This window comes from Pseudomonas sp. CF161, from assembly GCF_000416215.1.
Classification (GTDB): Bacteria; Pseudomonadota; Gammaproteobacteria; order Pseudomonadales; family Pseudomonadaceae; genus Aquipseudomonas.
The window spans coordinates 163,593-180,361 of sequence record NZ_ATLP01000125.1 but is presented as its reverse complement, the minus strand read 5'-3'; the positions used below and the strand labels follow the sequence as shown (position 1 = coordinate 180,361).

General features: G+C 62.0%; 12 protein-coding genes and 1 other RNA gene. 5 read left to right on the top strand and 8 right to left on the bottom strand.

Translation table 11 applies throughout. The annotated features are described in order from the left end of the window. The first annotated feature begins 73 nt into the window (after positions 1-73). Complete coding sequence (locus CF161_RS29965) at positions 74-847, top strand: ABC transporter substrate-binding protein (RefSeq protein WP_020300387.1); 774 nt, start codon at positions 74-76, stop codon at positions 845-847. 3 nt (positions 848-850) lie between these two features. On the opposite strand, the gene CF161_RS29960 is transcribed toward CF161_RS29965, so the two are convergent. Continuing rightward, the gene (locus CF161_RS29960) at positions 851-2,551 is read right to left on the bottom strand and encodes a bifunctional diguanylate cyclase/phosphodiesterase (RefSeq protein WP_020300386.1); all 1,701 of its coding nucleotides are present in this window, start codon (positions 2,549-2,551) and stop codon (positions 851-853) included. Between the two features lie 601 nt (positions 2,552-3,152). Between CF161_RS29960 and CF161_RS29955 the strand changes: the two genes are divergently transcribed. Continuing rightward, positions 3,153-3,467 carry a helix-turn-helix domain-containing protein gene (locus tag CF161_RS29955; RefSeq protein ID WP_020300385.1) on the top strand — a complete coding sequence of 105 codons (315 nt, stop codon included), beginning with the start codon at positions 3,153-3,155 and terminating at the stop codon, positions 3,465-3,467. 146 nt (positions 3,468-3,613) lie between these two features. Continuing rightward, positions 3,614-3,985 (top strand): VOC family protein, encoded by a 372-nt coding sequence (locus CF161_RS29950; RefSeq protein WP_020300384.1) that lies wholly within the window; start codon positions 3,614-3,616, stop codon positions 3,983-3,985. Here the strand turns inward: CF161_RS29950 and CF161_RS29945 are convergent. Continuing rightward, a complete protein-coding gene (locus tag CF161_RS29945; protein ID WP_052027234.1) occupies positions 3,957-4,889 on the bottom strand; it encodes a DMT family transporter in 933 nt (310 codons plus the stop codon). The two genes, CF161_RS29950 and CF161_RS29945, sit on opposite strands and share 29 nt — an antisense overlap. Before the next feature lie 102 nt (positions 4,890-4,991). Between CF161_RS29945 and CF161_RS29940 the strand changes: the two genes are divergently transcribed. Further along, positions 4,992-5,858 (top strand): LysR family transcriptional regulator, encoded by an 867-nt coding sequence (locus CF161_RS29940; protein WP_020300382.1) that lies wholly within the window; start codon positions 4,992-4,994, stop codon positions 5,856-5,858. A gap of 117 nt (positions 5,859-5,975) precedes the next feature. Next, positions 5,976-6,869 carry a DUF2167 domain-containing protein gene (locus CF161_RS29935; protein WP_020300381.1) on the top strand — a complete coding sequence of 298 codons (894 nt, stop codon included), beginning with the start codon at positions 5,976-5,978 and terminating at the stop codon, positions 6,867-6,869. A 291-nt stretch (positions 6,870-7,160) separates the two neighbouring features. Here CF161_RS29935 and ffs read toward each other — a convergent pair. From ffs to CF161_RS29910, 6 genes are all read right to left on the bottom strand, one after another. Continuing rightward, positions 7,161-7,257, bottom strand: an RNA gene (gene ffs / locus CF161_RS32625) — signal recognition particle sRNA small type. A 251-nt stretch (positions 7,258-7,508) separates the two neighbouring features. Next, positions 7,509-8,675 carry a putative zinc-binding metallopeptidase gene (locus CF161_RS29930; RefSeq protein ID WP_020300380.1) on the bottom strand — a complete coding sequence of 389 codons (1,167 nt, stop codon included), beginning with the start codon at positions 8,673-8,675 and terminating at the stop codon, positions 7,509-7,511. A 105-nt stretch (positions 8,676-8,780) separates the two neighbouring features. After that, positions 8,781-11,147, bottom strand: coding sequence for an NAD-dependent DNA ligase LigA (gene ligA / locus CF161_RS29925; protein ID WP_020300379.1), 2,367 nt, complete (start codon positions 11,145-11,147; stop codon positions 8,781-8,783). Positions 11,148-11,280: 133 nt separating this feature from the next. Next, on the bottom strand, positions 11,281-12,123 hold the full coding sequence (gene zipA, locus CF161_RS29920) for a cell division protein ZipA (RefSeq protein WP_020300378.1): 843 nt from the start codon (positions 12,121-12,123) through the stop codon (positions 11,281-11,283). 258 nt (positions 12,124-12,381) lie between these two features. Further along, entirely contained in the window at positions 12,382-15,870 is a 3,489-nt protein-coding gene (gene smc / locus CF161_RS29915; protein ID WP_020300377.1) for a chromosome segregation protein SMC, read from the bottom strand. Positions 15,871-15,872: 2 nt separating this feature from the next. After that, positions 15,873-16,532 (bottom strand): GntR family transcriptional regulator, encoded by a 660-nt coding sequence (locus CF161_RS29910; protein WP_020300376.1) that lies wholly within the window; start codon positions 16,530-16,532, stop codon positions 15,873-15,875. Positions 16,533-16,769 lie beyond the last annotated feature (237 nt).

Sequence of the window (16,769 nt, the reverse complement as noted above, 5' to 3'; positions counted from 1 at the left end):
CGGTGTGCTCGTCTAATCTGGCTAAGCTGCATTTTGCGGGGCTGCAAGCGGCCTAATCACGGACGGAGATCGTATGCGCTTAACCTGGGGCGCCCTGCTACTGATCAGCGCCAGTACCTCAGCCAGCGAGCCGGCGCTGCGTTTTGCGATCGCCGACAGCTGGGCCATGCCCCTGGTGCAGATTGACGCGGGCAAACCGACCCAGGGCATCCTCCACGACATGATGGCCAGCCTCGCCACCCAGGTCGGTCGCCCCGCCGAATTTCATGTCCTGGCGCGGGCGAGGGTACAGGCCGCCATGGAACACGGTGAAATCGACGTGCGCTGCTATGTCGCGCAGTCCTGGCTGCCCAATCAGTCGGGCGACTACATCTGGAGCGTCCCGCTGTTCGTGCAGCGCGACCTGCTGGTCAGTACCGGGCAAGACCCACAGGCGATCACGGCCGCAGACCTGCCGCCACAAAACATCGGCACGGTGCTCAGCTACACCTACCCGTCCCTGCAGCCGCTGTTCGAACGCGGCCAACTGGTACGCGACGATGCGCGCAATCAGGAGCAGGTGCTGGAGAAACTCGGCGCCGGCCGCTACCACTATGCGGTCAGCAATCAATGGACGCTGAACTGGTTCAACCAGCGGCTGATGCCCGACAAACAATTGCACAGCGTGGCGATCCTGCAGGAACAGGCCATCGGCTGCTATGTGCGCAATGACCCGCAGGTGCCGGTGCAAACCATATTACGCACCCTGCTGCGGATGAAAATCTCCGGCGAAATCGACGACATCATCCAGCTCTACACCGGCATTCGCGAGCCAGTGGAGCCCGCGCCGGTCGCCAACCAGCCCTGAGCCTCACAACGCGACTTCCCGGGCCTGCCATTCCAGCGGGGCGCTGAAACTCGCCACCCAGCGCAGAATCTCCTGCGCCGGCATCGGCTGGGCAATGAAGTAGCCCTGGGCCACGTCACAGCCCAGGGCCATCAACACCTCCCCGTGCTCGCGGGTTTCCAGGCCCTCGGCCACCACCTTGCGCCCGAACGCACGGGCCAGGCCGATCAGCGCCTGGGCCAGGGCCAGGTCGTTCTGGTCTTGCAGGATATCGGCGACAAATACCCGGTCGATCTTGATCGTCTGGGTGCACAGGCGCTTGAGGTAACTCAGGGAGGCATGGCCGGTGCCGAAATCCCCCAGGGAAAACTGCACGCCCAGGGCCTGACAGGCCTGCAGGCAATCGCTGACGTGCTCGATATTCTCGATCGCCACCGATTCGACAATCTCCAGGTCCAGCAACTGCGGCGCCACCTGCGGATAATGTGCCAGCAGCGCTTTGAGACGTTCGACGAAATCGGCGCGCTGGAAGTGCCGCGCGGCAATATTGACGCTGATCGGCCAGCCCTGACCGCTCACTTGCCATTGCTGCAACTGGATCATGACCTGATTCATGACCCACTCGCCGATGTCCACGATCAGGTCGGTTTCTTCCACCAGCGGCAGAAACTCATTAGGCCCCACCAGCCCGCGCTGGGGGTGCTGCCAGCGCAGCAAGGCTTCAAAACCGACCACCGTACCGGTGCGCATATTCACCTTGGGCTGGAAATACAGGCATAACTCGCCGGCGTTCAAGGCATGGCGCACCAATTCGACCGTCTGGTGCGTGGCCTTGACCTCGCGATCGCGGGACACATCGAACAGATGGAAGCGATTGCGCCCACCCTGCTTGGCCACGTACATCGCTTGGTCGGCATGGCGCAGCAAGGTATCGGCGTCGTCGTTGTCCGCCGGAAACAGGGTCACACCGATGCTGGCGAAGACATTGATGTCCTTGCCCTGAATCGAATAGGGCGTGGAAATCGCACTCAGCACTCGGTGCAGGGCCGCCCGCAACTCCTGAACGTCGCGCACATAGCGCAGGATCAGCACGAACTCGTCACCGGCCAGCCGCGCCACCACATCCTCGCCCCGCACAATACTGCGCAGACGGCTGGCCACTTCGACCAGCAGCAGGTCACCGCAGGCATGCCCATACCCATCATTGACCGCCTTGAAGCCGTCGAGATCGAGCATGCACACCGCCAGGGGGATGTCTTCCTGGCGGGAAAACGCCAGCGCCTGGTTCAGCAGATCGGAAAGAAACGCACGATTGGGCAAGCCCGTGAGCACGTCATGCCCTACCCGCCATTGCAATGAATGCAGGAGTTGGCGATTTTCGCTGACATCGAAGCGGATCGACACATAGCGCATCACGCGCCCGGTGGAATCGTCGAGCAGCGGCACCATGGTGCTGTCGACCCAATACAGGGTGCCGTCTTTGGCCCGGTTGCAGATTTCACCCTTCCACACCTGGCCCAGGGCAATGGTGCGCCACAACGAGGTGAAGAATTCGGGCGGGTGCAGGCCGGAGCTGAGGATCTTGTGATCGGCGCCCACCAACTCTTCGCGGCTGTAACCCGAGACTTTACAGAACAGGTCGTTGACGTAGGTGATACGCCCGTCCAGGTCGGTCTCGGAAAAAATGGCGGCTGCGTCTACGGCCCTGCGGTATTTCTCATCCATGAGTCAGGCTCACTGTCGCTAGCGGTTGAACCGCTCGACCAGGGCCTGGGGCCCGGAAGAGATTCGTTTTGGATCCGGACCACCGGGGCACCGGACATCGAGCCGCTGCTGCCCCGGAAAGATCCGTTCAACACAGGTAACCGGCAATTTGAGACGCACGTTAGAACTCCATGGAGAGCATTCCAAACCCATGCCGGGGTGGCCGGCGGCGGGCTGTTCGCAATGTACTTCGGGGCGGCAAGGCTCCACCGGCACTGATGCCGGGGTTGCAGCCGTACAGCGGTTTGCGCGACGGTCGAGCTTCGGGTCGACGAAGATCAACTAGGATCAAACAGGGCACCGGGCACGGTGGCGACGGAGTGTTGGCGCAGGTTAACGAGACGTTCTGCGTGCGCCATATCCTCGGGTCCGGGCGGACAGGGCAAATGCAATGAGTTCCTGTTTCGCAAACTCCGCCTTCTGAAACCAGATCACCAAATACCTGTCCGAAGCGTCGATTCTACGAAATACATCACATTTTGCAAAGCAAGGTGATGAATCATGGTGTTGTCTAATGCGAAGATTTATCGTTAAGTTCTTGATTCTAAATGGGAATTGAGCGATGCAAATTTCAAGTTTGGGTCCAGCCATAAGACGTTATCGCAAGGTAGCGGGGCTTACTCAGGCTGAACTAGGTGAAAAAACCGGTTTTGACCCTAAAACCATCAGCCGCTTCGAAACCGGCACCTACACCCCCAGCGTTGAAGCTCTGTTTCTGTTTGCCGATGTTCTGGGAGTGAAGCTGAAAGCCTTTTTTGCCGATATGGGCGAGGAAGACGAACAGCGAGCTTATTTGTTCGGTGTCATTCACAACGCCCCCCCGAAGGATCTGGGAAAGCTGATAGCAGCGGTTGACCAGGCCTTGTCCAAGCCTTAGAGCCCAGTCATGCACGAACAAGGCAGGCTATCGCCCGCGATAAACTGCCTGGTTTTTTTCAACCACGACTCCTGACAGGAACTGACAGCTGCGCCACTTAAGCTGGTGGCCTCTGTTCAGCCATCCAGCAAGGAAATCGGAGTCGCATGATGACCCACACCTACCTTCTGCTTTACGTCGACAGCCCGGCCACCAGCGCCCACTTCTACAGCCGCCTGCTGGACAAGCCGCCCGTTGAGCTGTCGCCGACGTTCGCCCTGTTCACCCTGGATTCGGGTCTCAAGCTCGGGCTGTGGTCCAGGCACACCGTAGAACCTTCGCCCCAGGCACTGCCGGGCGCGGCCGAATTGGGCCTTGCGGTGGACAACCCGGCCGAGGTCGACCGCCTGCATCAACGCTGGAGCGAACTGGGCCAGCCCATCCTCCTCGCCCCCATCGCCCTGGATTTTGGCTACACCTTTGTCGCGGTCGATCCGGACGGGCACCGGCTCAGGGTCTTTGCGCTGACCCTCGACTGATCTGCCCCGCTGCTGGCGCGCCCCTGCCCTTGCGCCAACGGCCCTCCAACTGCATCGCCAGTACACTGCCCAGCACTACGCAGGCACCGAGCAGCACTTCGGGTCGCAACGGTTCGTGCAACACCAGCGACGCCAGCAGCATCGCCAGCGGCGGGATCAGGTACATCGCAATCGCCGCCCGACTGACTTCGGTGCGCGCCAGCACATAGGCCCACGCCAGGTAAGCCAATGCACTGGGAAACAGCCCCAGCACCAGCACCGCCAGGTTCACCCGCCACGTTGCCTGCGCCACCGCCTGGGCCAGGCCCGGTGCATACACAGTCAGCAACAGGGTGCCGGACCAGACCATGTAGCACACCGTGGTCAGCACCCCGTAATGCCCCGAGTAGCGACGCTGCAACACGAAGTACAACCCCCAGGAAAACGCCGCCAGCAAAATCAGCAGCCCCCTGGGCTCAATCCCGGCCAACCCACGATCGGCGCTCATCACCAGCAGCGCCCCGAACAGCCCGAGCCCCACGCAAAACCAGCGCCAGCCGCTGACGGGCTCCTTCAACCAGAAAAACGCGATCAGCGTGCTGAAGATCGGCGCCGACTGCGCCAACACACTCGCCACACCGGCACTGACCCCTTGCTGGCCGTAATTGAGGCTGACGTGATGCAAGGCGATCGCGAAGAATCCCAGCACCAGCAGCCACGGCAGATCGCGCCAGCGCGGCAGGGAGATCTTCATCACCAGGGCCACCCCGGCCATGAACACCGAAGCGATGACAAAGCGCAGCAGCGCCAGGTGCCCCGGCCCATAACCCTCGAGCCCGATGTGGATGCCCACCGGGGAATAGGCCCAGCACAGAATGACGAAGGCGCCGGCCAGGACCGTTTTCAATACGGGGGAAATGTTCAAGGGATGAAGTCCGGGTAGCCGAGGGAAGAACCCCAGTCTCGCGCCCTGCACACCTCACCACAATTGATGGATACTGAGCCCAGACCTCACTGGAAGTGAACGATGGAACTGGCCCAACTGAACATGGTGAGAGCGGTAGCGCGCACCGGCAGCATCGCCCGTGCCGCCCTGCAATTGCATTGCGTACCCTCCAACATCACCACCCGGATCAAGCAGCTGGAGAGCGAACTGGGCACCGCACTGTTTATCCGTGCCGGTCGCGGCTTGAAAATCAGCCCGGCCGGGGAAATATTCCTCGGTTACAGCGAACGCATCCTGGCGCTGGTGGACGAAGCCAAGCGTGCCGTCGACCACAACGCCAGCCCCCGTGGCAGCCTGCGCATCGGCGCAATCGAATCCTGCGCCGGAGGCCGCCTGCCGCCGCTGCTCGCCGAATACCATCGCCGTTATCCCCACGTCACCCTGGAGCTGGTCACCGGCACCTGGTCCCAGCTGTTTGACGAACTGCAGCACCATCGGCTCGACGGCGCCCTGGTCGCCACCGACGTGCTACCCGCCAAATTGCAGCGCACCACGCTCTACCGCGAGCCATTGGTGCTGATCACCCATGCCTGCGCCGCACCGATCCTCAGTGCCGGCGACCTACACGGCCAGACCCTGTTCATGTGGCCCAGCGGCTGCCCCTATCGCCGCGCCCTGGAAGACTGGCTGGGCGCCAACGGGGTCCAGGCGTCGATCACCGGCTACGCCAGTTGGGGCACCATCATCGGCTGCGTCAGTGCGGGTGCAGGCATGGCCCTGGTGCCGGAGGGCGTGCTGGAGCGGTACGCCCAGTCCGCAGGCTTGCAGATCCATCGCTTTGCCGAATTGCAGCCGGTGGAAAATCGCTTCGTCTGGCACCAGGAAATCCAGCGCCACACGGCACGTGACGCCTTTGCCCAATTGCTGCAGGAGCAGCTCCAAGGCTGATTCAAAACCGCCGCACCGCCCCGCCACACTGGCGAGAAGCAGAAAGTTCTGATTGAGTTGCCCCCAACGCTGCCGGTATCCTGCGCACCTTTTTGTCACAAGATGTAAGGGAATACGATGAAATACCTGCGCCTCCTCCTGGCCGCACTGACCCTCTATGCCGCGCCATTCAGCGCCAGCGCCGCCGCACCTGCCGACAGCAACGACGCCGACCAGGCGACCCCGGAGCAATTCCTGGCATCACTCTCGCCGCAGCACGGCAGCATCAAACTGCCTGGCGACATTGCCCGCCTCGACCTGAGCAAAGAGTTCTACTACCTCAACCCCACCGACACTGAAAAACTCCTCACCGAAGGCTGGGGCAACCCGCCCGGTTTCAGCAACCTGGGCATGATCGTCCCGAGCAACGTCAGCCCCCTGGCAGCCGAAGGCTGGGGCGTGATCATCAGCTACAACGACGACGGGCACATCTCCGACGAAGACGCGGCAAAAATCGACTACAACGACCTGCTCAAGCAAATGCAGGCCGAAGACGAAGAAGACAACAAACAACGCAAGGAACAGGGCTACGGCGCTCTCTACCTGCTGGGTTGGGCCGAACAGCCGCGCTATGACGCGCAATCGCACAAGATGTACTGGGCCCGCGAACTCAAGGCCGAAGAAGCCAAGGACAGCACCCTGAACTACAGCATCCGCGTGCTGGGCCGCGAGGGCGTGCTGGAGCTCAACGCGGTGGCGGCCATGGCCGACTTGCCGACCATCAAGCGTGAGATGCCGAAGGTGCTGGCCTCCACCAACTTCACTGAAGGCAACCGCTACGCCGACTACAACCCGAGCACCGACAAGCTGGCCTCCTACGGCCTGGCAGCCCTGGTTGCCGGCGGTATCGCGAGCAAGGCCGGGCTGTTCGCCAAACTCGGCGTACTGCTCCTGGCGGGCAAGAAATTCATCGTGCTTGGCCTGGTCGGCCTCGGCGTGCTGATCCGCCAACTGTTCAAGAAGAAATCCTGAGCCAAAAATCGCCCCCGTGCTGCGGGGGCGATGCCTGCCCCAATCCCCGGGCGGATAAACGCCTTACTGCTTCGGACATTTTCAATGCGCCTGCTATAAGCCATGGCGACAACGTCCTTGTACTCCACGCCCGTCATCAGCGCCGCATGCGACTGCCGTTTCCCCTGCATCCAGGGCAGGCGAAATTCAACCGCAAGCACGATAAGCCTGAAGCATTGAATTCAAAAAATGGGGAGTGATTCGAGAAAAGACTCGTTGAAGAACATCAACGAGTAAGCGTTATGGAGGCAACCCCACCAGCCACACCCCGGCACACAATGTTCCCGCTGTGGCTGCTGCCTTCCGGCTCTGACCAGGTTCACGGGTAATCGTTGCGGGGGGACCGATGGGGTCACCATAACGACGCTCACCTGACGGCGAGCCGCGCCATTGTACCTATCTGAGTCGAAGTTACAACCGCTGCATGCAGATTAAAAAATATGATGGGCTTCAAGCACTTGTCGCAGGAGCAGGCACGCTGTGGGCAGTCGTTGTGGCGGAGTGTTGCACCGACTCCCGGGGACGGGTTGCTGATAAGGCATGAGGCTGGTCGGGGAGCCTGGAAGGCCGGGCTGCCCCACCCAGCCTTCAGCGACGGTGTTAATCCAGGGCCAGGACGTCGTCAGCCTTGCCGCCTTCCTGCTGGATGACCAGGTGAATGAAGTGCAGCTTGGCAATCACCGCCGGCGGCAGGACGAAGGGGTAGAAGTCCGGCTGGCCCATGCTGCGCGACAACTCGTTGAGCATCCCGGCCAACTCGATCCAGGCGTTGACGAACGAGAGGAAGGCCGGCCCGCCCGGGTGTTCGGGGTCGTACAAGGTGCTCAAGGGAAACGGCTGGTAATCGAAATCCATCTCCCGCGCGCTCATGCCAAAACCCAGGGCGGTGTCGACCGCGTCCATCATGTGCAGGTAATGGGCCCAGGTTTCCGCCCAATCCTCCCAAGGGTGCATGGTGGCGTAGGCACTGACGCTGTTCTGCTGCCAGTCCAGCGGCGCACCTTGTTGATAGTGACGCTCCAGCGCCTCGGCATAACTGGCCCGCTCGTCGCCAAACAGGCCGCGAAACGGCTCCAGCCAATGGCTGTTGGCGATCAGGCGGTCCCAGTAGTAATGCCCCACCTCGTGGCGAAAATGCCCGAGCAAGGTCCGGTACGGCTCATGCATCTGCACTCGGACCTTTTCCCGGTGCGCATCGTCGGCCTCTTTGATGTCCAGGGTGATCAGGCCGTTGGCATGGCCGGTGGTGGGGGCCTTGCCTTCAAGGTCGACACCGACGAAATCGAACGCCAGGCCGCTGTCCTCGTCCTGGGTTTTGGGGATGACCTGCAGGCCCAGGCTGACCAACTGCGCCACCAGACGCCGCTTGGCGATCTCCACCTTGCGCCACCGCTCAGGGTTCTCGGCCACCGACAGGTCAGGAATGGTCCGATTGAGGCTGCAGGCAATGCACAGGGTGCCCGCGCCATAGGCCGGCAGCAGCCAGTTGCAGGCCGCCGAGGTATCAAGGTTGGCGCAACGACGAAACAGCCCCGCCGGCGGGTCGGCATCGAGCGTCCAGGTATCGACCTCAAAACCAGGCTGCAAGGAGGTCAGGCGGCTCTGCTCCGGCTGGTAACCCAGGGCGGCGGAACAGGCCAGGCACTGGCTGTTGCGAAAGAACAGCGATTGCCCGCAGCGGCACTGCCAGACTTTGCTGTTGCGACTCTGCTCGGCCATGAATGGCGCGGCGATGCGAGAACTGAGCTGCTCGAAAAAACGGTACATGACGATCCCTCCCTGAGGCTTGCCAAGACTAGATCACGGGCAAGCTTCAGGGGTTCCAAGATTCGCTCGATTAATCGGCAGGTGGTCGCGATTGCCCGCCGCCGATCAGACCGTGATGCCGTGCCCGGAAAGAAAGCCGACGAACGCTTCTTCGTCCAACACTTTCAGCCCCAACTCATTGGCCTTGGCCAGTTTTGAACCGGCGCCGGGGCCCGCCACCACACAGTAGGTTTTCGCCGACACGGATCCGGCCACCTTGGCGCCCAGGCTTTCCAGCTTGTCCTTGGCCACGTCGCGGCTCATCAACTCCAGGGAGCCGGTGAGCACCCAGGTCTGGCCCGCCAACGGCAAGCCTTCGACGACCCTTTTCTCGCTCTGCCAGTGCATGCCGAACGCCTTCAACTGCGCCTCGATGGCCAGCGCCCGCTGGGCATTGCCCTCGATATCGAAGAAGTCGCGCACCGCCTTGGCCTGTTTCTCCGGCAGGGCCTGGCGCATATCGAGCCAGTCAGCGGCCACCACCGCCTGCAAGGTGCCGAACTTGTCGGCCAGCTTCTGCGCCGCGCCCGGCCCCACCGAGGGGATATGCAGCTTGTCGAGCATGCCTTCCAGGGTGGTGCTGGCGGCAAAGTCGGCGCCCAGCTCGCCCTGATCCTGCAGCACCAGCCCACACTGGTCCGGGTCCAGCAAGGCGCCGATCACCTCCTGGTTGTGGCTGTCTTCAAAGAAGCTGTGAATCTCGTGAGCCACTTCCAGGCCGACGTCCGGCAGGTAGGTCAAGACTTCGGGCAAGGCCTGCTGGACCCGCTCCAGGGACGCCAGGGACCGCGCCAGGACCTTGGCCGTCTCCTCGCCCACGTCCGGGATCCCCAAGGCATAGATAAAACGCGCCAGGGTTGGGGTCTTGCTGTCTTCGATGGCCTTGAGCAGCTTGTTGCTGGACACCTCGGCAAAGCCTTCAAGGTCGATGATCTGGTCGTACTTGAGCCTGTACAGGTCAGCCGGCGAGCCGATGAGTTTCTCGTCCACCAGTTGCTCGATGGTCTTGTCCCCCAGGCCCTCGATGTCCATGGCACGCCGCGACACAAAGTGAATGATCGCCTGCTTCAACTGGGCACCACAGGCCAGGCGCCCGACACAGCGGTACACCGCTCCTTCGCTGACGGTCTCGCGGCCCTTGCTGCGCTTGACCAACTGGGTGCGCTCGACATGGGAGCCGCACACCGGGCAGTTCTCGGGAATCTGCACCGGCCGGGCGTTTTCCGGCCGACGCTCGGTGACCACTTGCACCACCTGCGGAATCACATCGCCTGCCCGACGAATGATCACGGTATCGCCGATCATCAGCCCCAGGCGCGCCACTTCATCCATGTTGTGCAAGGTGGCGTTGGACACAGTGACTCCGGCAACCTTGACCGGCTTCAAGCGCGCCACCGGGGTGACGGCCCCGGTACGGCCGACCTGGAATTCCACGTCGAGCAGCTCGGTGAGCTCTTCCATGGCCGGGAATTTATGGGCAATCGCCCAGCGCGGCTCGCGGGCACGGAAACCCAACTCGCGCTGCGCGGCAATGCTATTGACCTTGAACACCACGCCATCGATCTCATAGGGCAACGCGTTGCGGCGCTCACCGATATCGCGGTAGTAGTCCAGGCACTCGTCGATGCCCTTGGCCAGTTTCAGCTCGCGGTTGATCGGCATGCCCCACTGCTTCAGTTGCTGCAGGTTGCCGATATGGCTGTCGGCAATGTCGGCCGTGACCTGGCCGATACCGTAGCAGCAGAACTCCAGCGGGCGGCTGGCGGTGATTTTCGAATCCAGCTGACGCAAGCTGCCTGCCGCCGCATTACGCGGGTTGGCGAAGGTCTTGCCGCCTATTTCCAGCTGCGTGGCATTCAGGCGCTCGAAGCCGGCCTTGGACATAAACACCTCACCACGCACCTCCAGGGTCGGCGGCCAGCCACTGCCCTGCAACTTGAGCGGGATGTTGCGCACCGTGCGCACATTGACGCTGATGTCTTCGCCGGTGGTGCCGTCGCCGCGTGTCGCGCCGCGCACCAGCACGCCGTCCTGATACAGCAGGCTGACCGCCAGGCCATCGAGCTTGGGCTCACAGCTGTACTCAACCGCCACCCCGGCGCCGAACAGATCGCCGGCCGGCAGATCCAGGCCTTCGGTGACCCGACGATCGAACTCGCGCATATCGACTTCTTCGAAGGCGTTGCCGAGGCTGAGCATGGGAATTTCATGGCGCACCTGGGTGAACGCCGAGAGTGCCGCGCTGCCGACACGCTGGGTCGGTGAATCGCTGGTCACCAGTTCAGGATGCTCGGCTTCCAGGGCCTTGAGCTCGTGGAACAGCCGATCGTACTCAGCGTCCGGGATGCTCGGCTCGTCGAGTACGTGGTAGCGGTAGTTGTGCTGATCCAACTCAGCGCGCAGCTCAAGAATGCGGGTTTCGGCGGCGGTCATGATGTTCTCTCACAAAGCAAAAGAGCAGCCTAGGCTGCTCGATCTGAAGATGGTTTCAGAAGCATCGCCGGCCAACCGGTGCCTGCGCGATCCTGATCGATCGGCGGCAACCGGCGGGCCGGCGAGCAAGCGCTTAGCGCTTTTGAGTCAGGGCGCGACGTTCGAATTCGACGATGCGTTGACGGTAGTGTTCGATGGTCTGGGCGGTCAGCACGCTGCGCTGGTCGTCCTTGAGTTCGCCATTGAGTTCCTGGGACAGCTTGCGCGCCGCCGCCACCATCACGTCGAAGGCTTGCTTCGGGTGACGCGGGCCTGGCAAACCGAGGAAGAAACTCACGGCCGGCGTGCTGAAGTGGTCGATATCGTCGAGATCGAACACACCCGGCTTGACCGCGTTGGCCATGGAGAACAGCACTTCGCCGTTACCGGCCATGCTTTCGTGGCGGTGGAAAATATCCATCTCGCCAAAGCGCAGGCCGCTTTCCAGAATGTTCTGCAACAGGGCCGGCCCCTTGAAGCCCACGGAGTCGCGGCAGATCACGCTGATCACCAGCACTTCTTCGGCCTGTGGCTGGTCCTTGTCGACGTGGCTGGAAACTTTGTTTTCGTCCGGGAAATCATCGTCGCGGCTGCTGAAGCTCGGACCGCTGTCCAGGTCCAGGTTGAGGTCACCCTGATGCGGCTCGTTGCCACGCTTGCCACGCTTGGAACCCGACTCGCGGGGCTCACGGGCAGGCATGCTCACCGACGGCAAATCATGCTCGTCGAGTTGCGGTTCCTTATGGGTATCCAGTACCCGTGGCGGGCCCAACAGTTCGGCACTGGTGTCCTCGTCCGGCAGGTTGGACAGGCTTCGATCCAGACGGAACTTCAACTTTCCCTTGCCGCCGCGCATACGGCGCCAGCCATCGAAAAGAATACCGGCAATGACAATAATGCCGATGACGATCAGCCACTCGCGCAGACCGATTTCCATGTAATCCCGTGCCTCTATAAAAAATGCTGAAAAATAAGGGGTTTAGCAAACTGCAAACCGCTTTAAAACGTGGCGCCAACTCTATGTTCTGAATGGCGTTTTGCCCACGCATACGAAAAATTGACATTAAACTAGCACGACCAAAGATAACTTTACACCGTCTGTCGCAATGGCTAGCGCCATTATGTTGATTGGCCAGCAGTATGAGTGGCTAAAACGCTGTTACTTGCCGCCCCAACTGCCCGGATCAATCACGACTCAGGCGTCCACCATCGCCATCGCCTCCTCGACATCCACTGCTACCAGGCGCGAACATCCGGGCTCGTGCATCGTTACCCCCATTAACTGATCGGCCATTTCCATGGCGATCTTATTGTGGGTGATATAGATGAACTGCACCGTCTGCGACATCTCCTTGACCAAGCGTGCATAGCGTCCAACGTTAGCGTCATCCAGCGGCGCGTCAACTTCATCGAGCATGCAGAACGGCGCCGGATTCAACTTGAAGATGGCAAATACGAGGGCCAATGCGGTCAACGCCTTTTCACCACCGGAGAGCAAATGAATGGTGCTGTTCTTCTTGCCCGGCGGACGCGCCATGATCGTTACCCCTGTATCGAGTAGATCTTCGCCCGTCAGTTCCAAATATGCGCTGCCACCGCCGAAAACTTTTGGAAAGAGTGCCTGTAAACCCGCGTTAATCTGATCAAAGGTATCTTTGAAGCGGTTACGGGTTTCTTTGTCGATCTTGCGAATCACGTTTTCCAGAGTGTCGAGCGCTTCCACCAGATCGGCGTTCTGGGCATCCAGATAACGTTTACGTTCGGACTGCTGCTGGTATTCATCAATGGCCGCGAGGTTGATGGCGCCCAGGCGCTGGATCCGCGCGGCAATGCGTTCAAGTTCTTCTTCGGCGTCTTTCTCGTTGGCCTCACCGGTCAGGGTGGCCAACACGCCTTGCAGGTCGTAGCCATCTTCCAGCAACTGGTCCTGCAGCGTCTTGCGGCGCACGGTCAGGGCTTGCCATTCCATGCGCTGCTGTTCGAGTTGGCCGCGGATCAACTGGGATTGCTGTTCGGCCTGGGTGCGGCGCTTCTCGGCGTCGCGCAGCTCGCGGTCGGCGTCTTCCAGAGCGATCTGCGCGGTCTTGAGCTCGACGTCCACCGTCATGCGCTTTTCCAGCAACTCTTCGAGCTTCAGGCGCAGCTCTTCCAGTGGCGCTTCGCCCTCCTCCAGGTTGAGGCTCAGTTGCTCGCGCTTTTCGGTGAGGCGCTCGGATTGCAGCTCCAGACGCTCCAACGCCTGGCGCGTGGAGTCGTGCTGGGCCTTGAGCGAGCCCAGGCGCACTGCCAGTTGATGGGCGTGATCCTTGTGTTGACGGGCCTCCTGGCGCACCCGATCGAGGCGCTCGCGCAAGTTGTCACGCTGGGCCAGCAGCAGTTCACGCTGCTCGGTATCCAGGGCCATGCTGTCGAGGGCTTCCTGCAATTGCAGGCGGGCTTCGCCCACTTGTTCGTGCTCCAGGGCACGCTGTTCGCCCAGCTCGCTCACCTCCTCGTCGAGGCGGGTGCGGCGCAGGGCCAGCTGTTCGACCTTGGCCTTGCCGGCGGAGAGCTTGGCTTTCAATTCGCCCTGCTGGCGCGCTTCGTCCTGCAGCAAACGGCGCAGGTGCTCGCGGCCGTTTTCCTGCTGGCGTTGCTGGGCCCGCAGGTTCAATAACTGGCTTTCCAGGGCCTCGACCGTGGCTTCACGCTCATCGCGCTCAAGGCCCAGCTGCTGGATTTCCTGGTTGCGCGCGAGCATCCCGCTTTCCGCTTCGCTGGCCCGGCGCCCCCGTAAAAAGTGCCGCCCAACCCAGAAGCCATCGCGGCTGATCAGGCTTTCGCCGGCCGCCAGCTGGCCACGCAGGGCCAGGGCCTGCTCCAGGCTTTCCACCGGCTTGACCTGCCCCAACCAGGGCGACAGATCGACCTGTGCCTCCACCTTGTCCAGCAGGCTGCCGGCAATCCGCAAACCATCGCCCGCCAGTTGCAGCAGGCGCAGGTCGCCCTGATGAAAGCCCGCCAGATCGAAGCCGGCAAAGTCATCCACCAGCACCGCTTGCAGGTCGGCGCCCAGCACGGTTTCCACCGCCAGCTCCCAACCCGGGTCGACCTTCAGGCCCTCGGCCAAACGCGGGCGCTCGGCCAAGTTCTGCTCGCGCAGCCATTGCGCGGTGCCGGTGCCTGGATCGAGGGCGGCCTGTTGCAGCGCCTCCAGGGAAGCCAGACGACCGTTGAGACGCTGCAATTCACCCTGGGCCTGCTGCTGGGCCTGGGTCGCTTGCTGCAACTCCTGGCGCAACTGCTCCAGGCGCTCGACCTGGGACTCTTCGCTGGCCTGCAGGTCTTCCAGGGTCGCCTCGCTGGCGGCGAGTTCTTCATTCAATTCGAGGATCGCAGCGTCTTCCGGGTCGGCGGCGAGCAACGCCCGCTCCTCGACCAGGCGCCGCTGCCGTTCAGCCAGGCGCTCCATGCTGCCTTCGAGCTGCTGGATACGCGATTGCTGAACCTCGGCCTGGCGCTGCGGCTCGGCAGAGCTCAGGTTGAAGTTGTCCCACTGTTCTTGCCAGCCGTGCATGGTGGTTTCGGCGTCTTCCAGGGCCGCGGCGGCTTCTTCGGCGGCGGCGCTGGTGACTTCCTGCTCGGGCTCGAGCATTTCCAGCTCTTCGCCCAATGTCGCGAGCAAGGTGCGGTCATGGCCCAGGTGCGATTCGGTTTCCAGGCGCGCGCGCTCGGCCTCGCGCAAATCATCCTGCAACTGGCGCAGCCGCTGCTGACCATGCTGGATGCTCTGCTCGACCCGGGCGATATCGCCGCCGACCGAATAGAAGCGCCCCTGCACCAGATTGAAGCGCTCGGACAGATCGTGGTGCCCGTCACGCAGGCGCTCGATGGCCGCATCGGCATTGCGCTGTTCCGCCACCAGGGCTTCGAAGCTGATTTCCTGGTTGCCGATGATCGACTCGCGCTGGGCCACCTGCTCATGCAAGGCCTGCCAGCGCAGCGCCGAGAGCTGGGCCTTGAGCTGACGCTCCTCGCCCTTGTATTCCTGGTACTTTTCCGCCGCCTGGGCCTGGCGATGCAAGCGCTCGAGCTGGCGTTCGAGTTCTTCGCGCAAGTCAGTCAGGCGCGCCAGGTTTTCGTGGGTGCGGCGGATGCGATTCTCGGTCTCGCGCCGGCGCTCCTTGTACTTGGAGATGCCGGCCGCTTCTTCGATAAAGTTGCGCAGATCCTCGGGCTTGGCTTCGATCAGCTTGGAGATCATGCCCTGCTCGATGATCGAGTAGCTGCGTGGCCCCAGGCCGGTGCCGAGGAAAATGTCGGTAATGTCCCGCCGCCGGCATTTGGTGCCGTTGAGGAAATAACTGTTCTGGCTGTCGCGGGTCACTTTGCGCCGAATGGAAATTTCCGCATAGGCCGCGTACTCGCCGACCAGGGTGCCGTCGGAGTTGTCGAACACCAGCTCGATACTCGCCTGACTCACCGGTTTACGGCTGGTGGAGCCGTTGAAGATGACGTCGGTCATCGACTCGCCGCGCAAATTCTTGGCCGAGCTTTCGCCCATCACCCAGCGTACGGCGTCGATGATGTTCGACTTGCCGCAGCCATTGGGCCCGACCACCGCCGCCATGTTACTGGGGAAGTTGACGGTCGTCGGGTCGACGAAAGACTTGAACCCGGCAAGCTTGATGCACTTGAGCCGCACGTTTAGGCGACCGTCAACGCAGAAACCACCAGGTCGCAACTGCGCTGGGCGTAGGCCGTCAGCACCAGGCGGATTTGCGGCAGGTCACGGGCCATCACCGCCGCCAGCAACTGCTCGAACAACGCCAGGAACTCGCTCATCTCCGCCTTGCGCTGCTCCAGCGCCAGGAAGTAGGCACGGCTCATGGCCGGCTGCAGGTTCTCGACGGTTTCCTGCAGGTATGGGTTGTTGGCAAAGGGATAGGCCGCGCGCATCACATTGAAGCTGTCTTCAACGAAGGAGCGGATGTCCTGGCGCTCGTAGGCGGCGATCAGGCGCTGCTGGATCTGCAGAAACGGCGCCATGTCGACCTGAACCTTCCAGCCGCTGGCCACCGAGTTGCCGAGCAGGATGTACAGCTCGCTCATCAGGGTGCACAGGCTCTGCACCTTGTGCGCGGTGAGTTCGGTGACATGGGCCCCACGTCGCGGCAGGATCGCGATCAGGTGGCGACGTTCGAGGATCAGCAAGGCTTCGCGGACCGAACCGCGACTGACATTGAGTGCCAGCGTGACCTTCTGCTCCTGAATGCGCTCCCCAGGCTTGAGATCGCCGCGAATGATACGTTCGGCGAGGTGGTGAGCAATTTGCTCGGCGAGGCTGTCCGGCGCCTTGAACGTCATGGTTTTCCTTCAAAAATCTTCGATCAGTACAGGCGGCGCAGTGTAGCGCAATTGACACGTCATGGCGGAGTGCCCAAACAGCACAATTGGCATGAAATAAGCACATTTACTCATTCAAGCCACCCCGATCGGGGCGATTGCCCGATGCCGCGAGCCACTGCCAAGGATCGATGGCAAGCGCACGCACAGCGCGCCTTTGAGCAGCGCTGACGGCCTTGCAAGGCGGCCTCGGGGATC